The sequence below is a fragment of the Vibrio methylphosphonaticus genome (assembly GCF_023634655.1).
Taxonomy (GTDB): Bacteria; Pseudomonadota; Gammaproteobacteria; order Enterobacterales; family Vibrionaceae; genus Vibrio; species Vibrio methylphosphonaticus.
In genome coordinates, this window is record NZ_JAMKMS010000004.1 from 296,743 (window position 1) to 317,725 (window position 20,983).

At 44.9% G+C, this 20,983-nt stretch carries 21 protein-coding genes and 4 tRNA genes; 17 read left to right on the forward strand and 8 right to left on the reverse strand.

The annotated features are described in order from the left end of the window. Positions 1 to 25 precede the first annotated feature (25 nt). From pgsA to M9196_RS06945, 10 genes are all read left to right on the forward strand, one after another. Positions 26 to 583, forward strand: coding sequence for a CDP-diacylglycerol--glycerol-3-phosphate 3-phosphatidyltransferase (pgsA, locus tag M9196_RS06900; RefSeq protein WP_250616789.1), 558 nt, complete (start codon positions 26 to 28; stop codon positions 581 to 583). A gap of 322 nt (positions 584 to 905) precedes the next feature. Next, positions 906 to 979: transfer RNA gene (locus M9196_RS06905), tRNA-Cys, on the forward strand. 35 nt (positions 980 to 1,014) lie between these two features. After that, a tRNA-Gly gene (locus M9196_RS06910) sits at positions 1,015 to 1,090 on the forward strand. 80 nt (positions 1,091 to 1,170) lie between these two features. Further along, positions 1,171 to 1,257 (forward strand) — tRNA-Leu (locus M9196_RS06915). Between the two features lie 39 nt (positions 1,258 to 1,296). Further along, positions 1,297 to 1,372 (forward strand) — tRNA-Gly (locus M9196_RS06920). 201 nt (positions 1,373 to 1,573) lie between these two features. Beyond that, positions 1,574 to 2,290 (forward strand): riboflavin synthase subunit alpha, encoded by a 717-nt coding sequence (locus tag M9196_RS06925; protein ID WP_250616790.1) that lies wholly within the window; start codon positions 1,574 to 1,576, stop codon positions 2,288 to 2,290. Between the two features lie 528 nt (positions 2,291 to 2,818). Then, the gene (locus tag M9196_RS06930) at positions 2,819 to 5,722 is read left to right on the forward strand and encodes a pyridoxal phosphate-dependent class III aminotransferase (RefSeq protein ID WP_250616791.1); all 2,904 of its coding nucleotides are present in this window, start codon (positions 2,819 to 2,821) and stop codon (positions 5,720 to 5,722) included. Then, the gene (locus tag M9196_RS06935; RefSeq protein ID WP_250616792.1) at positions 5,722 to 6,966 is read left to right on the forward strand and encodes a carboxynorspermidine synthase; all 1,245 of its coding nucleotides are present in this window, start codon (positions 5,722 to 5,724) and stop codon (positions 6,964 to 6,966) included. The genes M9196_RS06930 and M9196_RS06935 overlap by 1 nt, the downstream gene beginning before the upstream one ends. A 78-nt stretch (positions 6,967 to 7,044) precedes the next feature. Then, positions 7,045 to 8,181: a carboxynorspermidine decarboxylase gene (gene nspC / locus M9196_RS06940; protein WP_250616828.1), complete on the forward strand. Its 1,137-nt coding sequence runs from the start codon at positions 7,045 to 7,047 to the stop codon at positions 8,179 to 8,181. Positions 8,182 to 8,376: 195 nt separating this feature from the next. Further along, positions 8,377 to 8,868: a peptidylprolyl isomerase gene (locus M9196_RS06945; RefSeq protein WP_250616793.1), complete on the forward strand. Its 492-nt coding sequence runs from the start codon at positions 8,377 to 8,379 to the stop codon at positions 8,866 to 8,868. Between the two features lie 183 nt (positions 8,869 to 9,051). Here M9196_RS06945 and M9196_RS23685 read toward each other — a convergent pair whose 3' ends face one another. The 4 genes from M9196_RS23685 to M9196_RS06960 form a co-directional block, all read right to left on the reverse strand. Beyond that, positions 9,052 to 9,195: a Rho-binding antiterminator gene (locus M9196_RS23685; RefSeq protein WP_250616794.1), complete on the reverse strand. Its 144-nt coding sequence runs from the start codon at positions 9,193 to 9,195 to the stop codon at positions 9,052 to 9,054. Continuing rightward, positions 9,173 to 9,328, reverse strand: coding sequence for a Rho-binding antiterminator (locus M9196_RS23690; protein WP_406707629.1), 156 nt, complete (start codon positions 9,326 to 9,328; stop codon positions 9,173 to 9,175). The genes M9196_RS23685 and M9196_RS23690 overlap by 23 nt, the downstream gene beginning before the upstream one ends. A gap of 39 nt (positions 9,329 to 9,367) precedes the next feature. Next, on the reverse strand, positions 9,368 to 9,877 hold the full coding sequence (locus M9196_RS06955; RefSeq protein WP_250616795.1) for a hypothetical protein: 510 nt from the start codon (positions 9,875 to 9,877) through the stop codon (positions 9,368 to 9,370). A gap of 419 nt (positions 9,878 to 10,296) precedes the next feature. Beyond that, positions 10,297 to 10,971 (reverse strand): type 1 glutamine amidotransferase domain-containing protein, encoded by a 675-nt coding sequence (locus M9196_RS06960; RefSeq protein WP_250616796.1) that lies wholly within the window; start codon positions 10,969 to 10,971, stop codon positions 10,297 to 10,299. Positions 10,972 to 11,128: 157 nt separating this feature from the next. Here M9196_RS06960 and M9196_RS06965 point away from each other — a divergent pair, with 157 nt between their 5' ends. Further along, positions 11,129 to 12,028, forward strand: coding sequence for a LysR family transcriptional regulator (locus M9196_RS06965; protein ID WP_250616829.1), 900 nt, complete (start codon positions 11,129 to 11,131; stop codon positions 12,026 to 12,028). Between the two features lie 100 nt (positions 12,029 to 12,128). Here M9196_RS06965 and M9196_RS06970 read toward each other — a convergent pair whose 3' ends face one another. The 4 genes from M9196_RS06970 to M9196_RS06985 form a co-directional block, all read right to left on the reverse strand. After that, the gene (locus tag M9196_RS06970) at positions 12,129 to 12,374 is read right to left on the reverse strand and encodes a hypothetical protein (RefSeq protein ID WP_250616797.1); all 246 of its coding nucleotides are present in this window, start codon (positions 12,372 to 12,374) and stop codon (positions 12,129 to 12,131) included. Positions 12,375 to 12,533: 159 nt separating this feature from the next. Further along, entirely contained in the window at positions 12,534 to 12,962 is a 429-nt protein-coding gene (locus M9196_RS06975; protein ID WP_250616798.1) for a GNAT family N-acetyltransferase, read from the reverse strand. Positions 12,963 to 13,022: 60 nt separating this feature from the next. After that, complete coding sequence (locus M9196_RS06980) at positions 13,023 to 13,442, reverse strand: bleomycin resistance protein (RefSeq protein WP_250616799.1); 420 nt, start codon at positions 13,440 to 13,442, stop codon at positions 13,023 to 13,025. A gap of 343 nt (positions 13,443 to 13,785) precedes the next feature. Continuing rightward, on the reverse strand, positions 13,786 to 14,442 hold the full coding sequence (locus M9196_RS06985) for a glutathione S-transferase family protein (RefSeq protein ID WP_250616800.1): 657 nt from the start codon (positions 14,440 to 14,442) through the stop codon (positions 13,786 to 13,788). Between the two features lie 167 nt (positions 14,443 to 14,609). Between M9196_RS06985 and M9196_RS06990 the strand changes: the two genes are divergently transcribed. The 6 genes from M9196_RS06990 to M9196_RS07015 all read left to right on the forward strand — a co-directional run bounded on the left by M9196_RS06990 (position 14,610) and on the right by M9196_RS07015 (position 20,982). Further along, a complete protein-coding gene (locus M9196_RS06990) occupies positions 14,610 to 15,455 on the forward strand; it encodes a LysR family transcriptional regulator (protein WP_250616801.1) in 846 nt (281 codons plus the stop codon). A 228-nt stretch (positions 15,456 to 15,683) separates the two neighbouring features. Then, positions 15,684 to 18,134: a DmsA/YnfE/YnfF family dimethyl sulfoxide reductase gene (locus tag M9196_RS06995; RefSeq protein ID WP_250616802.1), complete on the forward strand. Its 2,451-nt coding sequence runs from the start codon at positions 15,684 to 15,686 to the stop codon at positions 18,132 to 18,134. 10 nt (positions 18,135 to 18,144) lie between these two features. Further along, positions 18,145 to 18,759 (forward strand): DMSO/selenate family reductase complex B subunit, encoded by a 615-nt coding sequence (locus M9196_RS07000; protein WP_250616803.1) that lies wholly within the window; start codon positions 18,145 to 18,147, stop codon positions 18,757 to 18,759. 1 nt (position 18,760) lies between these two features. Continuing rightward, positions 18,761 to 19,603 (forward strand): dimethyl sulfoxide reductase anchor subunit family protein, encoded by an 843-nt coding sequence (locus tag M9196_RS07005; RefSeq protein WP_250616804.1) that lies wholly within the window; start codon positions 18,761 to 18,763, stop codon positions 19,601 to 19,603. 156 nt (positions 19,604 to 19,759) lie between these two features. Further along, positions 19,760 to 20,392: a Tat proofreading chaperone DmsD gene (gene dmsD / locus M9196_RS07010; RefSeq protein WP_250616805.1), complete on the forward strand. Its 633-nt coding sequence runs from the start codon at positions 19,760 to 19,762 to the stop codon at positions 20,390 to 20,392. Then, a complete protein-coding gene (locus M9196_RS07015) occupies positions 20,392 to 20,982 on the forward strand; it encodes a 4Fe-4S dicluster domain-containing protein (RefSeq protein WP_250616806.1) in 591 nt (196 codons plus the stop codon). Before dmsD ends, M9196_RS07015 begins: the two co-directional genes overlap by 1 nt. Position 20,983 lies beyond the last annotated feature (1 nt).

The window sequence follows — 20,983 nt, forward strand, 5'->3', positions numbered from 1 at the left end:
GCAGTAAAATAGAGCTGATAATCATATGCGTTTAAATATACCTAACATTTTGTCTTTGCTGAGATTATTTCTCATCCCCGTGTTCGTCGTAGCATTTTATTTACCCTATAGCTGGGCACCTTTTGCCGCAGCAACGATTTTTTGGGTAGCAGGCTTCACCGACTGGCTGGATGGAATGCTAGCAAGAAAGCTAAACCAAACTTCGCGCTTCGGAGCCTTTATTGATCCTGTTGCGGACAAAGTGCTGGTTGCCACGGCGTTGATACTGATCACTGACCATTATCATAGCATTTGGATCACCATCCCTGCGGTTACCATGATAGGACGCGAAATCATCATTTCAGCCTTGAGAGAGTGGATGGCAGAGATAGGAAAACGTGCAAGTGTTGCCGTTTCTTGGGTTGGTAAAGTCAAGACGGTGACACAGATGTTGGCGCTATGGCTACTGGTCTGGCGTTATGATGATTGGATGATTTGGGTAGGATATGCTGCTTTGTATATCGCAACGATACTGACTTACTGGTCAATGATGCAGTATTTGTCGGCAGCAAAAGACGACTTACTGAATTCAGAAGACGATTAGAATTTAAACAAGAAAAGGCGAGCGATGAGCTCGCCTTTTTCATACTTGTAAGTCGTTAAAGCTGATGTACAAAGATAAATTCGTAAATTTGGGCTCAGCCTACAGCCAATCAACCTTCAACTTGGCGAAAATGAGCAGTTAGATCGCAAATAATCGGCATGTTTATGCTACTAAATTGAGCAAATCGCCCGTTTTTGAATGTTTATTAGGCAAACGATTCAAAATATAAAAAAATACTATTGACTCATTTGGTCGATTACGTAAAATGCATCCCGTACTCAAGAGGAACTGCCTAGAGCAACTTCAAGAGTAGCAATAAAAAGGCGCCTTGGCAGAGTGGCTATGCAGCGGATTGCAAATCCGTGGACCTCGGTTCGACTCCGGGAGGCGCCTCCATTCTCTTAACGAGAAATGGTTATGTGAGAAAATTTGCGATACTAGCTCAGTTGGTAGAGCGCAACCTTGCCAAGGTTGAGGTCATCGGTTCGAACCCGATGTATCGCTCCAAATTTTGAATGCACCGTGACAACGATGCATAAGATGGTGTTTTACTTTTCAGTAATCGGCATCGCAATAAAGAATTGCGTGCCCTGGTGGTGGAATTGGTAGACACAAGGGATTTAAAATCCCTCGGCGTTCGCGCTGTGCCGGTTCAAGTCCGGCCCGGGGCACCATCTATTAAAGTCTATGTAGTATCATTACTATATAGCAATGCGATACTAGCTCAGTTGGTAGAGCGCAACCTTGCCAAGGTTGAGGTCATCGGTTCGAACCCGATGTATCGCTCCAATTCAAAGCCCTAGCAGAAATGCTAGGGCTTTTTGGTTTTTACCGTCGATAACCTTTCATCCCTTAAGCTTTCATTGCCTTAAGCTTTCATTTTTATCCCTTTCTTACCGCCCTAAGCGTGCCAAATCAGACTTTATCTTAGTGGTCGTTTTTGCCATGATGTGTGACTCATTGCTAAAAATAAACGACTCTGGAGTAAGCATGTTTACAGGAATTATCCAATCTGTCGCCACCATTGACAAAATCACGGACTTAAATGGCATTCGTACGTTCGAGATTAATTTCCCTCCCGGTTTTTGTGTGGATTTGGAGATCGGTGCAAGTGTCGCAGTAGATGGTGTTTGCTTGACGGTGACCGAACTCATTGATGACAATCGTGCTTTGTTTGATGTCATGCTACAAAGCTTACTGATTACTACGCTAAGTGATTTCAAGCAAGGCCAACGTATTAACGTGGAGCGAGCGGCTAAGGATGGTGCAGAAATAGGTGGGCACCCATTGTCTGGGCATGTTGACTTTAAAACGACATTGGTCGATATCCTTCAGCAAGAAGGCAATTATCGAATTCGTTTCTCTTTACCTACTGAGTGGAAGCCTTACGTATTTCCGAAAGGATACATCGCCATAAATGGAGCGAGCTTAACCGTATCTGAAGTTGATAAAGAGCAAAGCTGGTTCGATGTTTGGTTGATCCCAGAAACACTGCGCATGACGACGTTTGGGCACAAAGGTGCCGATGACTACGTCAATATCGAAATTGAACGTGGAACGCAAGTCGTTGTGGATACCGTGCGAGACACTATTAAAGAAACACTGGGTCCTCTGTTACCGATGTTTGAAAAGTTTCTGGAGCAACAGGGGGCGAATATTGACGTGATTGGTCAGGAAACAACGCGCCATCTTTCTGATAAGAAGTAATCGATGGGTTGTGGTTAGATAATCGCGCCGTGAACCGTGGTTGCGGCGTTTATTCTACAGGTTTCATTTCATCATTTTATTGAATGTAAGCGACGTAAAAAACATTGCGATGGTAATAAGTTTTATGTTATTTTCCCGCGCAATCTCGGAGTGATTCTGGGGGATACGCGTTACCATCGTTCACACAGCGATGTAACGTAGGGTAGGTACTGATTAATCGAATAATCAGTAGACGGGATACTGTTGTCGCAAAGCGGCATGTTTAAGGAAACCCAACATTGAAACTTATTAACTCACACGTTCTTACTAGCATCGTATCTCTACGCTGCCTATTTCCTAACTGTATATTTCCTAACTGTATTGTGCGCGCTAAAAGCCATATTACAGAGCCTTGATTCCTAATTAGCTAAATCCTGTCTAAACCGATTATTCCGTTTAGCGCTCTGTCACATCTGTATTTTCAGATGGGGCGTATTTTGCTATTTATTTTGCAGGGTCTGAGCCCTGTATAAACACTAGGTTACAGAAATGAGTACAGCATTCGATATCGAATCTACCCCCTTCGCCGCGTCTATATCGGCGACGATTCCGCACGTTAACGGAATTTATGATCTTACGCCGGATCAATTGTTGTTAGATCAAGCCGAGCATGAATCTAACGTCCGTTCATACCCAAGGCGTCTTCCCATTGCGATTAAACACGCCTATGGCGCGTTGGTTGAAGATACGCGAGGGCAAGTTTTTCTTGATTGTTTAGCAGGGGCAGGGACTCTTGCGATGGGTTATAACCACCCTGAAATCAATCAAGCATTAAAGGATCAACTTGATTCAGGTCTGCCTTATCAAACACTCGATATCACAACGTCGGCGAAAGAGGCGTTTATTCAACGAGTTAAAGCCTTTCTTCCAAGTGAATTCTCCAACAATTCAGTGATTCAGTTTTGTGGCCCATCTGGGGCTGACGCGGTTGAAGCTGCGATCAAACTGGCCAAGCAAACTACCGGTCGAAATACTATGTTTGCCTTTAGAGGGGCTTACCATGGCATGACCAATGGCACCATGGGAATGATGGGTAACTTAGGCACGAAAGCTCGTCGTACAGGGCTGATGTCAGATGTGCATTTCATGCCGTTCCCCTATGATTTAAGGTGCCCATTTGGTCTTGGCGGTGATGCGGGTGCGAAACAGAGCATTCGTTATATTGAGCGCCTGCTAAATGATGATGAAGCAGGCATCATGAAACCTGCGGCCATGATTGTCGAGCCAGTCCAAGGTGAAGGTGGGGTTATTCCGGCTCCGGCTTTTTGGCTTAAAGAGCTAAGGCGCCTTTGTGATGAGCATGGTATCTTATTGATTTTAGATGAAATTCAATGTGGTGTAGGTAAGTCAGGCTACCGGTTTGCCTTTGAAGAGTCAGGCATTTCACCCGATATTCTATGCTTATCTAAAGCAATAGGTGGTGGGTTACCAATGTCACTGTTGGTGTTTGACAAGACCATTGATACTTGGCAAGCAGGAGAGCACACCGGAACGTTTCGTGGCAACCAATTAGCCATGGTTTCTGGCGCAAAAGCGTTAGAAATTATCGAGCGAGACAACCTTGTTGAGCATGCTAACGTGGCGGGCGCCTATTTACGTTTAGGGCTAGAGCGAATTCAGAGTCGTGTTCATTGTATTGCCCAAGTGCGTGGTATGGGGTTGATGCTTGGTTTTGAAGTGATGAAGCCTACAGGAGAGAAAAACAAGTTTGGTGAACCTCTTGCTGATGGAGAGCTGACGCTGGCCATTCAGCGAGCGGCGTTGGAACGTGGATTAATGGTGGAGAAAGGTGGTCGTGATGGCTCAGTCATTCGTTTGTTGCCACCACTGATTATTTCCTATGAGCAGATTGATTTTGCCTTACGTGTGCTTGAAGAAGCGATCATTGTGGCTGGTGGCGGAGAAAAAACGCCACAAGATACCAAACGTTTGGAGTGGGAAAAACACTTTGTTCATACCGGTGCAAACGGTAGCAATGAATTTTCACAAGTCATGAACCATACCACCCAAGCAATGAAAGAAGTGCTCGAACAAACTCAAGCGCCATATTCCGCGCTTGATCCAAAGCAACTTGAAGCGGCAATTAACGCTGTAAATTTGGACCGAAATCATCACAGTTTGCAGAACGTCGTGGACAATACGGCTGACCTTGTTGCCAAAAACGCCATTTTTACCCAGCACCCTAATTGCATCGCCCATCTTCACACGCCACCGCTAATGCCAGCTATTGCAGCAGAAGCCATCATCGCTGTTTTGAATCAATCAATGGACTCTTGGGACCAGGCGTCCTCAGCGACGTATGTTGAGCAAAAAGTACTGAATTGGCTATGTGAACGCTATGAGCTAGGGGAACTGGCGGATGGTGTATTCACAAGCGGTGGTACCCAAAGTAATTTAATGGGCTTGCTGTTAGCAAGAGATCGCTTTGCTGACATCACCACGGGTCACTCGATCCAAAAGCAAGGAATGCCAAGTTACGCTGATAAATTGCGTATTGTTTGCTCCGATAAATCACACTTTACGGTGCAAAAGTCAGCGTCATTGCTGGGTCTCGGTGAAAGAGCGGTGCATTGTGTTGCCACTCACGAAGACGGCACGATTCGCCTTGATGCATTGCAGACGGATATTTTGTCTTTACAGCAACAAGGGCTAATACCGTTCGCTTTAGTGGGCACAGCCGGTACTACCGACCATGGTGCGATTGATGATCTCAATGGGCTCGCCGCTGTCGCTTCAGCCCATAATATGTGGTTTCACGTCGACGGCGCTTACGGTGGAGCGCTGATTCTTGGTCGTCATAAAAGCAAGTTGCAAGGAATAGAGAAAGCCGATTCCGTGAGTGTCGATTTTCATAAGTTGTTTTATCAAACAATCAGTTGTGGCTCATTGTTAATCAAAGACAAAAGCAACTTTACGTATTTATTGCATCACGCCGATTACCTCAATCGAGAGCACGATACGCTACCAAACTTAGTGGATAAGTCTATTGCGACCACTAAACGTTTTGATGCGTTAAAAGTCTTTATGACGATGCAAAGCGTAGGGCCAGATTCGTTAGGCAGTATGGTGGATCACCTTATCGACCAGACTCAGCAAGTCGCTGAACTTGTCCGTCAGCACGCTCACTTTGAGCTGTTAGCGACGCCTTCACTTTCAACGGTGCTATTTAGAGCAAACCACCTTAACGTCGACGATTTAGACCGATTAAATCAAACCATTAGGCTAGAAGCGCTGACACAAGGGATCGCGATTTTAGGGGAAACGGTCGTAAAAGGACAATCAGCATTAAAGTTCACTATTCTTAATCCGTGTTTAACGCTTTCTCATTTTGAAGCGTTACTCAACAACATTCATCAATTAGCGCTAGAGCTAGTAGAAAAGGAAAATAAATAATGGCAATTTTACAGATCGGTGCTGGCGGCGTTGGTTGGGTTATCGCACATAAAGCGGCGCAGAATAACCAAGTGTTGGGTGATATCACTATCGCATCACGTACCATCGCGAAATGCGAGAAAATCATTGAATCCATCAAGGGTAAAAATAACCTTCAAGATCCGACCAAGGCTCTGCAGGCACGTTCGGTTAATGCGGATGATGTTGACGCGTTAGTCGAGCTTATCAAAGAGGTGCAACCTGATTTGGTTATCAATGCCGGTCCTCCGTGGGTGAATATCGCCATCATGGAAGCGTGTCTTCAAGCGAAAGTGTCTTATCTTGATACGTCTGTTGCTGTTGACCTTTGTTCTGAAGGTCAGCAAGTACCACAGGCCTACGACTGGCAATGGGGCTTTCGTGACAAATTTAAGGATGCGGGCATTACCGGTATCTTGGGAGCTGGGTTCGATCCTGGCGTGGTCAGTGTGTTTGCTGCGTACGCGGTTAAACATCTATTTGATGAGATCGACACGATTGACGTCATGGATGTCAATGCTGGTGATCACGGCAAGAAATTTGCCACTAACTTTGACCCAGAAACCAATATGTTAGAGATTCAAGGCGACTCTTTCTATTGGGAGAATGGTGAGTGGAAACAAGTGGGTTGTCACTCGCGCATGCTTGAGTTTGATTTCCCGCTTGTTGGTAAGCATAAAGTGTACTCAATGGCACACGATGAAGTGCGTTCTATGCAAGAGTTTATCCCGGCGAAGCGTATCGAATTTTGGATGGGCTTTGGTGATAGTTACTTGAATTACTTTAATTGCATGCGTGATATCGGTTTGTTGAGTCCTGATCCGGTGACGCTGCATGATGGTACGGAAGTTCATCCGTTGCATGTTCTAAAAGCACTGCTTCCTGACCCTACGTCTCTTGCTCCTGGGTATACGGGAAAAACCTGTATTGGTACTTGGGTTCAGGGCACGAAAGATGGTCAGCCTCGTAGCGTGTTTATTTATAACAATGCCGATCATGAAGTGGCGTATGAAGATGTAGAACATCAAGCTATTTCTTATACGACTGGCGTTCCTGCTATCACCGCTGCACTTCAATATTTCCGAGGAGAGTGGGCTGAAGCTGGCGTATTCAACATGGAACAACTGAACCCTGACCCATTCCTCGCGACGATGCCAGAGATTGGTTTAGACTGGCATGTTCAAGAACTTGAAGTGGGTCAGCCTGATATTCAAATTTTGAAGTAGTAGACAGTAGCAAGGCAAATCAATCCAAGCCGATGTATTGAACATCGGCTTTGTTGGATCTTTATGAGTGATAAAATCATGCAAAACAGCGAATTAAAAACGCCTTATTTTATGATCAATGAAGAAAAATTGATCGCTAATTTAGAGAAGGCAAAACAACTTAAAGAGTGCTCTGGAGTCAAGTTAGTACTGGCACTAAAGTGTTTCTCTACTTGGGGCGTTTTTGATGTCATCAAGCCTTATCTTGACGGCACAACAAGCAGTGGACCATATGAGGTTAGACTTGGTCACGAAACATTTGGTGGGGAGACGCATGCCTACAGCGTTGGCTACACCGAAGATGATGTGAAAGAAGTGGCGGGGCTTTGCGACAAACTGATTTTTAACTCACAGTCTCAGTTGTCGGCGCATCGTCATTTGGTGGAAGGAAAAGCTTCCATTGGCTTGCGACTAAACCCAGGTGTGAGCTATGCCGGACAAGACTTAGCGAATCCAGCAAGGGAATTCTCTCGCTTAGGTGTACAAGCGGATCATCTTGACCCGACCGTTTTTGATTCGATTGATGGCGTGATGTTTCACATGAATTGTGAAAATAAAGATGTGGATGCATTTACGGCGCTGTTAGATGCGATTTCAATGCAGTTTGGTGATCAATTAAATAAGCTAGACTGGGTGAGTCTAGGCGGGGGCGTCTTTTTCACTTGGCCTGATTATGATATTGAGAAGTTGGGACAAGCGCTAAAATATTTTGCCGAAAAGCATGGGGTTCAACTTTATCTAGAGCCGGGCGAAGCGATCATTACCAAGACGACAGATTTGGTTGTTACAGTGGTCGATATTGTTGAGAACGGTATGAAAACGGCGATTGTGAATTCTGCGACAGAAGCGCATCGACTTGATACCTTGATCTATAATGAACCCGCTTCAATTCGCGAAGCGACCGACAACGGCTCACATGAATATGTTATCGGCTCATGTTCTTGTTTGGCTGGCGACCAGTTTTGTGTCACGCAATTCGATAAGCCGTTAGCGATTGGTCAGCAATTGCATATTGAAGATAGCGCGGGTTATACCATGGTGAAATTAAACTGGTTCAATGGCTTAAAAATGCCAGCCGTATTTTGTCAGCGAGCAGATGGGCGAATTCAAAAGCTAAATGAATTTGGTTATGACGACTTTAAGCGCTCACTGTCTCAGTGGTCGATTGAGTCGTAGAGTGCAGCGCAATTAAACCATTTACCTTGATGGACAACGTTACCTTGATGGATAACGGTGTAGTTGAAAAGCTAAAACTTGCCTTGACGAATGAAAGGTGGCTTAGCAAACTGCGAGATGAAAAGTAAACGCTATTCTCATGCTTTATATGTATGAGAATAGCAGAGCGTATCAAACATAAATTAAGTGATGACTATGGTAATTATTTCCACCAACTTCGGCGATATTGAAATTGAAGTGAACCTTGAAAAAGCACCTGTGAGTGCGAAAAACTTCCTTAAATATTGTCAGGAAGGTTTTTATGAAGGCACGATTTTTCATCGCATCATCGATGGTTTCATGATCCAAGGAGGAGGTTTGGATGAGAACATGACAGAAAAGCCGACTCGTGCCCCTATCGTCAATGAAGCGAATCGTGGTTTAAAAAACACTATCGGTACCATTGCAATGGCAAGAACGGATGCGCCTCATTCAGCAACGGCTCAGTTTTTTATTAACCTGGATGACAATGATTTCCTAGATCATACCGCGACCACGAATAATGGGTGGGGGTACGCCGTGTTTGGTAAAGTTACCGCTGGTATGGAAGTGGTAAATGCCATCGGCAAAGTCACGACCACGTCAAAGCTAGGCCATGATGATGTGCCGAATGATGCGATTGTCATTCAGCGTGTAACGGTTCAGTAAAAGCCAACTAGCCACTCATATCGCTGCTTAAATTATATAGTTTCTGTGTTAGATGACCTAAGCGGCGGTTCAACAAGCCTGCAACCTAAAAGAATGAATTACGCCACTACGCCGTTTTGGTTTTTCTCCCCCGACCTTGTTGAAATGTACTGTCGTTTACTTGTTAGGTTTAACGAGACGGTGTTATGCCATCACGATAGACGTTAGGTGTGGGTTGTCGTTAAGTACATCGACACGACATATATGGGCAAGAGGTATAAGCATTTCATGGTCACCACTGCGTATTTTTAAACACTCCTGTTTATTAGCATTTCTTTGTATATCCACGGCAATGCCTTCTACGGTGTATGTTTTTTTTTGCGTGGTGACTGTTTTGCTGCTGGCGTTTACACAAAAGGCGAGCAGGGTAGCGATAGAGGCATAGCAACTCTAACTGGTCGTAATGAGAACAAGACAGCATAGCAATGACCTCTTAATTTCAAATTTTGCTAGTTTCTTATTAGCAATTTATTGAAGCGTAGTAAAAGTCGGATTCCTTTGCGTAGCGGAAATCAAATTGAAGTGGCGCGGCAGACTGGGTTTCAATTTCAATGGAAAACTGAGTGGTTGGCATCACTTCAAACTCAACACGGTACCACTGGGTTTGTTGATACTGCTGAATCAGGGCGGTACTGCTGGCTGAATACTCCTGCTTAGTATTTCCGGCCACTAGCCGAACTTGGCCCAATATTGGTAATCCAGTGAGTGATGATGCCGCTTCATTTCCTGGTTTTAGCACAATAGTGACAACGAGATGTTGTTCGTCGGGCTCGTTGGGAAATACATCAAGATGGAATGAGGCTTGGTCTGTCGCTAAGCCATCAAATTCGGTTTTATGATACCCACAACTGCGGCTTTTCACGAGGTAATAACCGTCTTGTGGTAACGGTTTGAAGTAGGCGCGTTGGGTCGGGTAGGCGACACAACCAGCAAGAAATATTAAGCAAATTGTCAGGAAAAACCATCGCATTATTATATCGTTCCTATAGGTATCGTCCGTCGTCGAAAGTGTCAGTATGCCGCAGGAACGAAGGAATAAATAGGTGTACTGACAAAGCCTTACTCGGTTTATGACAGACTATGACGAAACGTTAGGGGCGCTGCCATTGCCGGACTAAATAGATCAAGAATCGGAGACATAGTGTTGGATTCGGCAATGTGATTGCATTGAGTAAGGGGTATTAAAGCGCTTAAAAATGGAAGCGCTATATTAGTTATTCTTTTCTTAGCTATTCTTTTCGAGCATGTTTTATCACCTAGGACCTAGGACCTAGGACCTAGGACCACCAACCCAACACCACGCATCGAAACTGTGCTTGAAAATATCGACAGCTTCGATGCGTGGGCGGATTCTAGAGGCGAATGAATATTAATGACATGCCCAGTATGCTAGTTAGCGAGTGCCGCCACTAAGGCTTTGCCAACCGCATGCGCGCTGGTTGGGTTTTGACCAGTAATCACTCGCTCGTCGGTCAGCACGAGTTCTTGCCAGGGCTGCACTTTATTGAAACGTGCTGCGTTACGCGCTAGTGCTTCTTCAAGCAAAAATGGAATACTATCGATAGTACCAAAATCCACTTCTTCTTCACGCGTAAAGCCGGTGACAGATTTTGATGCGAGCAGTTTCTCACCATTGCTCAATGTAATCGGTAACAACGCTGCTGGACCATGACAGACGGCGGCAATAACCCCACCATCTTCGTAGTGTGTTGCCGCCAAACGAGCAAAGTCTTCATTACTAGCCAGATCAGAGAGCAAGCCAAATCCGCCGGGATAGAAAATCGCATCATAGTCTGCGATATTGATTTGATTGACAGGTATGGTGTTATTAATACGGTTTTGAAGGTCGTCACTGCTTAGCAACGCCGTGTTCACATCATCACCCTCCATTTCAGTTCCATAAAGTGGTGCTTTGCCACCATGAATGGATGCAATATCGTATTCAAATCCTGCTTCGAGCATGGCATGTAGGGCATGCGTCAACTCTGGGGCAAATGTGCCATTTGCATCTTGAGTCTCACCTAATGTGGCGTGGTTAGTGACTGGTATCAGTACTTTCTTCATTTTCTGTCCCTTTTGATATTGTTATGTGCTTTTGCTGATGTATGAAGTGTAGTTGTAAGTCGTGGTGAAGATAATATCGATTAATGACAAAATATTATTGCTAAATAGCAATAATAAAGACAAAGTGCCAATTGAACTGGGTCGTGGAGAAAACGAAGTGGATAGTTTTGAAGGGATTAACGAGTTTGTTGCGGTAGCTGAAAGCCAAGGTTTTTCTGCTGCGGCAAAACAGTTAGGGTGTAGTACTAGCCACGTAAGTCGACAAATTTCAAGGTTAGAGGGGCGTTTAGGCACGGCTTTATTTGCCCGTTCTACTCGGCTTGTTAGCTTAACGCAAGCTGGTCAAGCGTATTATCAGCACTGTAAGGATCTCGTTGTTGGGCTGCAGCAAGCAAACGAACAGATCAGCTCTCAACAAATTCAACTTACCGGTACGTTACGCGTGAGTGCCGCTGGTGGTTTTGCCGAACAGTATGTGGCACCAGCATTGATGGAGTTTGCGAAACAGTATCCAGACCTAACCATTGATATGGATTTTAACAGTCGAATGGTTAACTTCATTGAAGATGGTATTGATTTTGCGATTCGATACGGCAAGTTATCTGACTCTGGGTTAGTCGCGAGAAAGCTTATTGACCGTCCTATGGCAGCAGTCGCGAGCCCAAGTTACCTAGCGAAATATGGGACACCACTGCACCCAAATCAACTCAAACACCATAGCTGTATTATTTCCAATAATGACCATTGGGCATTTGATCACCAAGAAGAAGTCATCGAACGTATTCGGGTACAGGGAAGATGGAAAAGTAATAATGCTGAAGCGGTGGTTAAGGCATGTGAGCAAGGTCTTGGCATTGCTTATATGCCAATGAGTACCTTTGAACATTCGATTGCGCGAGATCTTCTCGTTCCTATATTACAGCCGTACTGGGGTAAGGGCCTTAGTAGTTGGATTGTGTATCAGAACCGACGCTTTTTGCCAATGCGTGCTCGTCTCGCCATTGATTATTTGCTGGAACATTTTGCCGAGTGGCAAAAACACCCCTCGTCGAGTTAGCAGTATAACGAGAAGGGCGTTATACAAGTTGAGCAATCAACAGACGTAGAGCGCCATAAGAATATCAAGTCGCGCGCTAGAACGTGTGCCGGATGATGAATCAGTTCGAGACCGATACAACCACACGTTCATCATTATCAATGATATCCATGATGACGCCACTTGAATCCGGGTCTAATGCTGTGGTTAACATTGATTCCAATTCGCGAGTGTTGTTATCAAAACGGATGACGAAGTCGTATGGAAGTAACGATACCAATGAATGGGCGATGCAAAGTGGGAAACGGATTGATTCTTGAGCGCTGGTGTGGGTAATGTCGATAGTTTCAATTGTGAGGATACGCATAACTTTATTATGAGTGTAGTTGTTTATTGTTGGCTCTATGCTAGGGCATTAGAGTGTCATTCACTATAGGCTAGCGACTATATTCTTGTGAAGCATGCTCGTTTATTTAATGCAACCATATGTATATAAATAGAAGTGTCAATGCTATTCCATCCCTTGTTATAAATTGGACTGAAATGTACTTTGTAAAACAACATGATCACCGTTTTTTTCCACTTCTATCCAGTTTTGTTTAACGTATAGATTCGGAATGTGGGTATAAACCAATAGCTCGGCTTCATTGAGTGAATAGACATAAGACTCAGCATGACGGATCAATTGGCTAGCGATTCCTTGGTGACGAGCATTCGGCGCAACAAATAACGCGTTAATCCAAATTGCTTGTGAGTGAGTGGTTGGTGATAAGAAGCGTGTAAATATCAGTCCTCCCATCAGCGTGCTGCGGTCTAGCGCAAGAATGGGAGGCGGGATAATAAGGCCATCTTTGCTCGCAGATGGGGGTTCAATATCTTGCCACTCCTCTTTTAACCATTGGTAAAAAAGCGCGAGATACTGCTCATGATGAGGTGTGGCTTTAACAACGTTCAATGGGCACCTGTGACTCACTACTATTGCGCGAACTGTCGAAAAAACAACGCCTTAGAAAAGTTAGGTTTCAGCAACTAACTGGGTATTACTTTCACAAAATCGAATGAGATAGCCGTTGGGATCTTGTACCACAAATTGTTTTTGTGTCACGGTTTCGGTGTCACAAAGGTAGCCGGCACGTTCGATAGGAAGGTAAATACTAGTGGGCGCGTGTTGTTTGATATGAGCGTAGAAGGCATCAATGTTGTCAGTGTCCCACTGTAAGTTAACGCCACGCCCCAGTGGATACTCAAGAGCACCAGTGATCCAGCGTCGTCCATCCCCATTCAGTCCCTCTAACATGAGGTCGACACCGTGACGAGTTAGGAAGACAAATGCCTCACTAGGGCGTTGATATTTAACACGAAAACCAAGTACATCTACGTAAAAGTCGATGCTTCGCTGAATATCAAAGCAGTACAGCTCGGGAACAACCCTCATATATTCACCCTAAGTCGTTAATAATATGAAATTTATGTTATGCGATGTTGCAAAGTAATGCTGTGAGGTGGGTGATACTTAAGCGGGATTGTTATCTTCGATGCAATGATAGATTTTAAATATATGGCGTGTGTCTCACTTTATCCTAGGTAATAGAGGTAATAGAGGTAATAGAGGTAATAAAGGTAATAAAGGTAATAAAGGTAATAGGGGGAATACGCTTGTTCGACGTTGAAGACATTGAAACGCGATCTGTCCTGTCATCAGGCGCGGCGAAAGTATCGCCGCCATGTTTTGTTCATTCATTCGCAGTGAAACGGGAGACAGTAATTGCAGTTTAACCTTAAGGTTGGTTGATAGGCTCTCCGGCTTCATCCTCTTCTACTATTTCGGTTTCTTCTAGCGCTTGTGCTAGCCACTGTTTTATTGCTGGGCTGTTTAGAACGGTTTTCTGATATTGCGTTGCTGCCTTTGATAATGGAATTTGATAGGTAGCAAAGCGGAGCGCAATGGGCGCAAACATAGCGTCGGCAATAGACCATTCGCCAAACAGCCACTGATTAGGATATTGACTCATTTGCTGACCCCAAATTTGTTCAATTCGTGCGATGTCTTTACGAGCCTCTTCGGACAGGGATACTTTACGAGAGGCGCGGCAGTTCATTGGCATTTCGTTGCGAATGGCCATAAAGCCTGAATGCATTTCATTGGCGATAGCTCTAGCGGTTGCGCGTTGTTGGCGATCTTTGGGCCAGCAGAAATGATTTAAGTACGCCTCGTTAATGTATTCCAAGATAGCGAGTGAATCCCAAACCGTCGTCTCTCCATCGATAAGCAAGGGAACTTTGGCCGTTGGACTCACCGGTTGTAGAGTTTGGTAAAACGAATCGCTAAATAGCGATAGTTTGATAATATCTGGGTTAAGGTCATGTTGAGCAAAAATAAGCCATGCTCTTAAAGACCAGCTCGAGTAGTTTTGGTTGCCGATATATAACTGCATTGTTCACCTCCTTGTTCTTGGTTGTCATTAACCTTAAAGGATTGTTTTTAGTATAACTAACGGATAGTTTTGATGTTAGCCATCAATAAAAACGATGGGTAATACCGAAACAGGTATTGATAAATAGATCGCACACCGATGATGAGTGTTCAAGGAAGAAAAGCGTTATGGATATAGAGGCACTGCGAAGTTTTTTAGCCTACGTTGAAACGGGAAGCTTTACCCGCGCAGCGCGGCAAATTAATCGCACTCAATCGGCATTCAGTGCTCAGATGAAAAAGTTGGAAGTTGAACTTGGGTCTGCACTGTTTGTAAAAGAGGGGCGGAATTTAAGTTTAAGTGAAGCGGGTCTGCAGCTCAGTGTTCATGCAACACAATTAATCTCACTGCATGATAGCGCGGTGAGTCAACTGCAGGGTTATCAAAATAAACGTTCTCTAAAGCTAGGCTGCCCTGAAGATTATAATCATTCAGTATTACCAAAGGTGGTCAAGCGGCTGCAACGCTTAGCACCGATGTGTTCGATTCAGATCTTTAATGAACCAAGCATCACACTGCGACGTTGGTTGGACGAGGGTAAAATTGATGCGGCCATTATCACGCGCTCGCCTGATAGTGAAGAAGGGTACTGGCTGACCTCTGATCAGGGCGTATGGATTGCCTCGCCATCTTTTGTCGAAAACAACAATCAGCCGCTTCCTTTGGTGTTATTTCAAGCGGATTGTAAATATCATGCAGCCGCGATTGATGGCTTAACGAAACAAGGACGAGAGTTTCAACTTTTGGCTTGTTGTAATTCCGCTTCGGCGCAAAATGCCTTGGTTAACGCCGGACTTGCTGTTGGCGCGATGGGTAAGCTGAGTGTGATGAAAGGCATGATGATTTTACCCTCTATGCCTGCGTTGCCCACGGTTGATATTGTGCTATCCGTTGGGGTAGCTCCACATCCTTTACTCCATACAGATATTCTACAGCAGGAATTGTTGCGAAATATAATGGATGACGAAGGGTAAACACTAATCATTACCGTCTAGTGGGATATGTTGGTGTGTTGATATTTTTAGGCCATTATAAAAATTATTAATATTGGACTTTATGAAATATCGCCAGAGTACTAAATGACCGAGTAGTGTAAAATCATTAACCCTTAAGTGGTATCTTTGATTCGTATCAAAAGCTAACAAATTATTCGTTTGTATTATGTAGCACGGAAAATACATAACTATAAATGAGCAATCGCTATGACGAATAAATTGAAGCAATTATTGACGCCATCGCTCACACGAAGGGGGTTTATCAAGTCCTCTTCCGTGATGGGTGGTCTTGCCGCTGCGACCAGCGCTATTTCCCTGCCATTTAAGTCCTCAAAAGTACAAGCAGACGATGTCATTCCAAGTGAAGAAAAAGTGGTATGGAGTGCGTGCACAGTAAACTGTGGAAGCCGCTGTCCATTACGAATGCATGTGTCTGATGGCGAAATTAAATGGGTAGACGCTGACAATACGGGGTCAGATGATTACGCCGCCAAAGATGTCCAAGTGCGAGCATGTTTACGCGGTCGCTCAATGCGCCGTCGTGTTTATAATCCAGACCGCTTGAAATATCCAATGAAGCGAGTGGGTAAGCGTGGTGAAGGCAAGTTTAAACGTATTTCTTGGGACGAAGCGTACAGCGAAATTGCGAACAGCATTACGTCGATAAAAGAAGAGTACGGCAACGAAGCGTTTTATCTCAACTACGGGACAGGCACGCTGGGTGGGACTGTAACCAAATCGTGGCCTCCAGGTTCGACATTAATTGCTCGTCTAATGAATCTGACGGGTGGTTACTTAAATCATTACGGGGATTATTCTACCGCACAAATCGCTAAAGGTCTGAGCTATACCTATGGTGGTTGGGCAAACGGTAACTCATTCTCAGATACTGAAAACAGTAAGTTAATTGTCCAGTTTGGTAATAACCCAGCTGAAACACGCATGTCAGGTGGTGGATTGATTCACCATTTGATTGAGAGTAAAGCCAAGTCGAATGCACGCATGATCATGATTGATCCGCGTTACAACGATACCGCTGCCGGACGTGAAGATCAGTGGATCCCAATTAAACCGGGTACGGATGCGGCGTTTATCTCTGCAATGGCGCATGTGATGATTAAAGAGGATTTGGTGGATCAGCCTTTCCTTGATAAGTACTGCGTCGGCTATGATGAAAAAACACTCCCGGCGTCTGCTCCAGCTAACAGCGACTATAAATCTTATATTCTAGGTTTGGGTGAAGATGGCGTAGAAAAAACACCACAGTGGGCTGCTCAAATTACCGGTATTCCAGCGGATATCATCATCAAAACCGCTCGTGAGATTGGGTCAACCAAGCCTTGTGCGATCTACCAAGGTTGGGGCTTACAGCGTACTCAAAATGGTGAAATTGCCTCTCGTGCTATTGCTATGCTTGCGTTGCTAACGGGTAACCTTGGCATTCATGGTGGTGGTTCAGGTGCTCGCGAATCGGATTATAATATTCCTTTCGTTCGTTTCCCTACGCTGAAAAATCCAGTAGAAACATCCATTTCTATGTTCCTTTGGACGGATGCTATTGTACGTGGCCCAGAAATGACAGCGACACGTGATGGCGTTCGTGGCAAAGATAAGCTAGACGTGCCAATTAAGTTCATCTGGAACTATGCGGGCAACTGTTTAATCAATCAACACTCTGATATCAACCGCACTCATGACATCCTACAAGATGACAGTGCATGTGAAATGATTGTCGTGATTGATAACCATATGACCTCTTCTGCTAAATATGCCGACATTATCTTGCCCGATCTGACGACGTCAGAGCAGGCAGATTTTTGTATGGATGGCAAAGCGGCGAATATGCCGTATTTCATCTTTGCCGATAAAGCGATTGAACCACAATTTGAAGCGCGCAGTATTTATCAGATCTGTAGTGATCTTGCAGGGCGATTAGGCATTAAAGAAGCGTTTACAGAAGGCAGAGATCAAGAGGGCTGGCTACGTCACCTTTATGCACAAACACTGAAACTAGATCCGATCCTGCCAGATTTTGAAACGGTTCGTAAGCAAGGCATAGTGAAACGCAGTGATCCAAACGGACACTATGTGGCCTATCAAGCCTTCCGTGAAGATCCAATCAATAACCCGCTTAATACGCCATCAGGTAAAGTCGAGATTTACTCAGAAGCGCTGGCGACAATCGCCGCTGAATGGGAACTTCCTGAAGGTGATGTCATTCATCCACTGCCTATCTATGTCAGTACATCAGAAGGCTGGGATTCACCAATGCGTGACAAATTTCCGCTTCAGCTTACCGGTTTTCATTATAAAGCACGATGCCACTCCACCTACGGCAACGTGGACGTACTGAAGCAAGCTGCCCAGCAAGAGATGTGGATTAACCCGATTGATGCTGAGCGTCGTGGTATCAAAAATGGTGATCGTATTCGTATCTTCAATGATCGTGGAGAGGTTCGTATTAACGCCAAAGTAACACCTCGTATGATGCCTGGTGTTGTCGCATTAGGTGAGGGCGCATGGTACGCACCGGATGGTAATAAAGTAGACCATAACGGTTCGATTAACGTTCTGACTTCTCAACGCCCAAGCCCGTTGGCAAAAGGTAATCCTCAACATACCAACCTAGTTGAAGTTCAACTAGCGACTAAGGCGTAAGGACTGAATCATGAAGCAATACGGTTTTTATATCGACTCTAGCAAATGTACTGGCTGTAAAACTTGCCAGCTCTCTTGCAAAGATTTTAAAGATTTAGGCGTTGATAGAAGTTATCGCCGAGTCTACGAGTACGCTGGTGGTAATTGGGTAGAAGAAAATGGTACCTACCGCCAAGATGTATTTGCTTACTATACCTCGATTGCATGTAACCATTGTGATGAGCCTGCTTGTGCAAAAGTATGTCCTTCAGGTGCGATGCATAAGCGCGAAGACGGCTTTGTCGTCGTGGATGAAAAGGTATGTATCGGTTGTAAGCATTGCGCGAATGCTTGCCCTTACGGTGCACCGCAATACAGCGCGGAAAAAGGTCACATGACGAAGTGTGATGGCTGCTTTGAGCGTGTAGCGGAAGGCTTTGAGCCCATTTGTGTCGGTTCTTGTCCTTTGCGCGCATTGGAATTTGGTCCTATTGCAGAGCTTAGAGAAAAATATGGTACCAATGCGGATGTCGCTCCACTGCCATCGTCATCATTGACTAAACCAAATATCGTGATCAAACCAAACCGTCATGCTCGTCCAACGAATGACACAACTGGTCACCTAGCAAACCCTAAGGAGGTTTAATATGGGATGGCATGAATGGCCTCTGATTATCTTTACTGTATTTGCACAAACTGCAGTTGGTGCATTTATTGTATTGGGTTGTCTTAATCTATTTGGCAAAGCAAGTGATGACGTCAAAGCACGTATCAATCGCAATATGTTTTTTATTTGGGTGTTCATGGGGCTTGGTTTTATGGCTTCGACGGCTCACCTAGGTAGCCCAATGCGCGCCATAAATGCGCTCAATCAAATCGGAACCTCATGGCTATCACGTGAGATTCTATTTGGTTCGGCATTCTTTGCTTTTGGTGGCCTGTTTTGGTTACTAGATGTGTTGAAGAAAGGCAGCATAGCCATTCGCAAGGGGTTGTTAGTCGGTGGCATGCTCATGGGTGTGGTATTTATGGTTGCCATGACCAATGTGTATCTTATTAATACGGTCCCAACATGGGATACGCCATTTACGACTTACTCGTTTGCAATTACGGCGATCCTGAGTGGCGTGATGCTGTCACATGTACTAATGCGTGGCGCTGGTTTTCAGTGCGCGGGATACAATCGAGCCGCGGGCACTTTAGTTGTTGTGACTACTGGGGTTGCGGTATTAGTGACGATGGCAATGGTGTCGTCCCTTAGTGGGATCGAATCGGCCATTGTTGCGGCGAGTGATTTAGTGCCAAATATGGCGATGATTCAAAATACACGCTTCGCACTGATTTTTGTGGGTGTTGCGTTATGGGTGATGTCACTGCGCAAGCAAGATCATGCCCTGCCATTTGCCGTGTCTGGTTTTGCTCTTGTGGTTATTGCTGAGCTGATTGGCCGTAGTGTGTTCTTTGGTCTTCATATGACCTCAGGCATGTAGTTTTATCATACGTAGCTTTATCATATGAAGCGTCGCTGACCTAAAAACGGCTAGCTTGGCTAGTTAGGTCGGTATAATGGGGTAGGTTGCCAACTTACCCCATTAGTTTTCATTTTGTTTTTATTCGATATTCGTTATTAGTACAGAGAGTTTTTCATGCAAGATACGCAGCCACATGACGCTATAGATTTAGACAACCTGAATGCCATGGCTAAGGTCTTAGGATCGTTATTCTATTTCCCTCTCACCGATAATAACAATCAGGCGCTGTTAACGGCCTTGGTTGAGGATACTCAACTAAGCGATGACGCTACCGATGACTCTGCATTTGCTCAATGGGCACAAGCGGTGGCGGAAGAAAGCAGCGATGTGCTTAATCAGGATTTCTTTCTATTGTTTGAGGGTGGTGAAGCGATGTATGCGCCGCCTTGGGGATCCGTTTACCTTGATAAAGAGGAAGTGATCTTTGGCGAAAGCACGGTCGCTTATCGACAGTTTTTACGTCAAAACGGCGTAGAACTCAATACTGGAATGCGTGAACCAGAAGACCAATTTGGTTTGATGTTATTTGCGGTTAGCCAGTTTATTGAACAAAAGCAGCCGCTTTCGGTCATTAAATGTTTGCTTACCGAACATTTGTTTACTTGGTGCTATCGTTATCTTGACCTCGTAGAAACGCACGCTCAAACAAATAGCTACAAGCAACTTGCGTTATTGGCAACCGAATGGTGTTTAGCCGTTCAAGAGCTACTTGATATTCAGCCTTTGGCTAAGAAGCTATATCGCTAATGCCAAATAAAGACGAGCGCTACTACAAGGCGTATATGGAGCACAAAACAATCAGCCGTCGCGGGTTGTTTCGTGCTTTGTCTGGCGGTGCGCGAGTGCAGCGTTTAAACGCTAATCATGGGGACAGCACTGAAACGACAAATTTTGAGTTAGCGTCGCCGCATGTTACTCGTACCGTAGCCAGACCACCGGGCGCTGTGGATGAGTTCTTGTTTCAGCAGATATGCAGTGGCTGTGCAGAATGTGTGTCAGCATGTCCTGAACAAGTGATTAGTCTCAATGAACAATTAGCCGAGCTAACCCTTGATTACGGCTATTGTGCGCAATGCAATGAGTGCCAGCAAGTCTGCCCTACAGGGGCATTACACGGACCTAACCGTGATACGCTTATCCGTCCAGTATTTGCCAGTGCGTGTCAGAATGCACTATTTGGTGATTGCTCGTTGTGCGCAGAGCAATGCCCATCACAATCCATTTCAATACGCGCTAACGGTCTACCGGTGGTTGATGGAGCATCATGCGATGGCTGTGGGCGATGTAAACAAGCCTGCCCCTTTACTTCAATTGCCCTCAAACTCGCCAGCGCGTAAA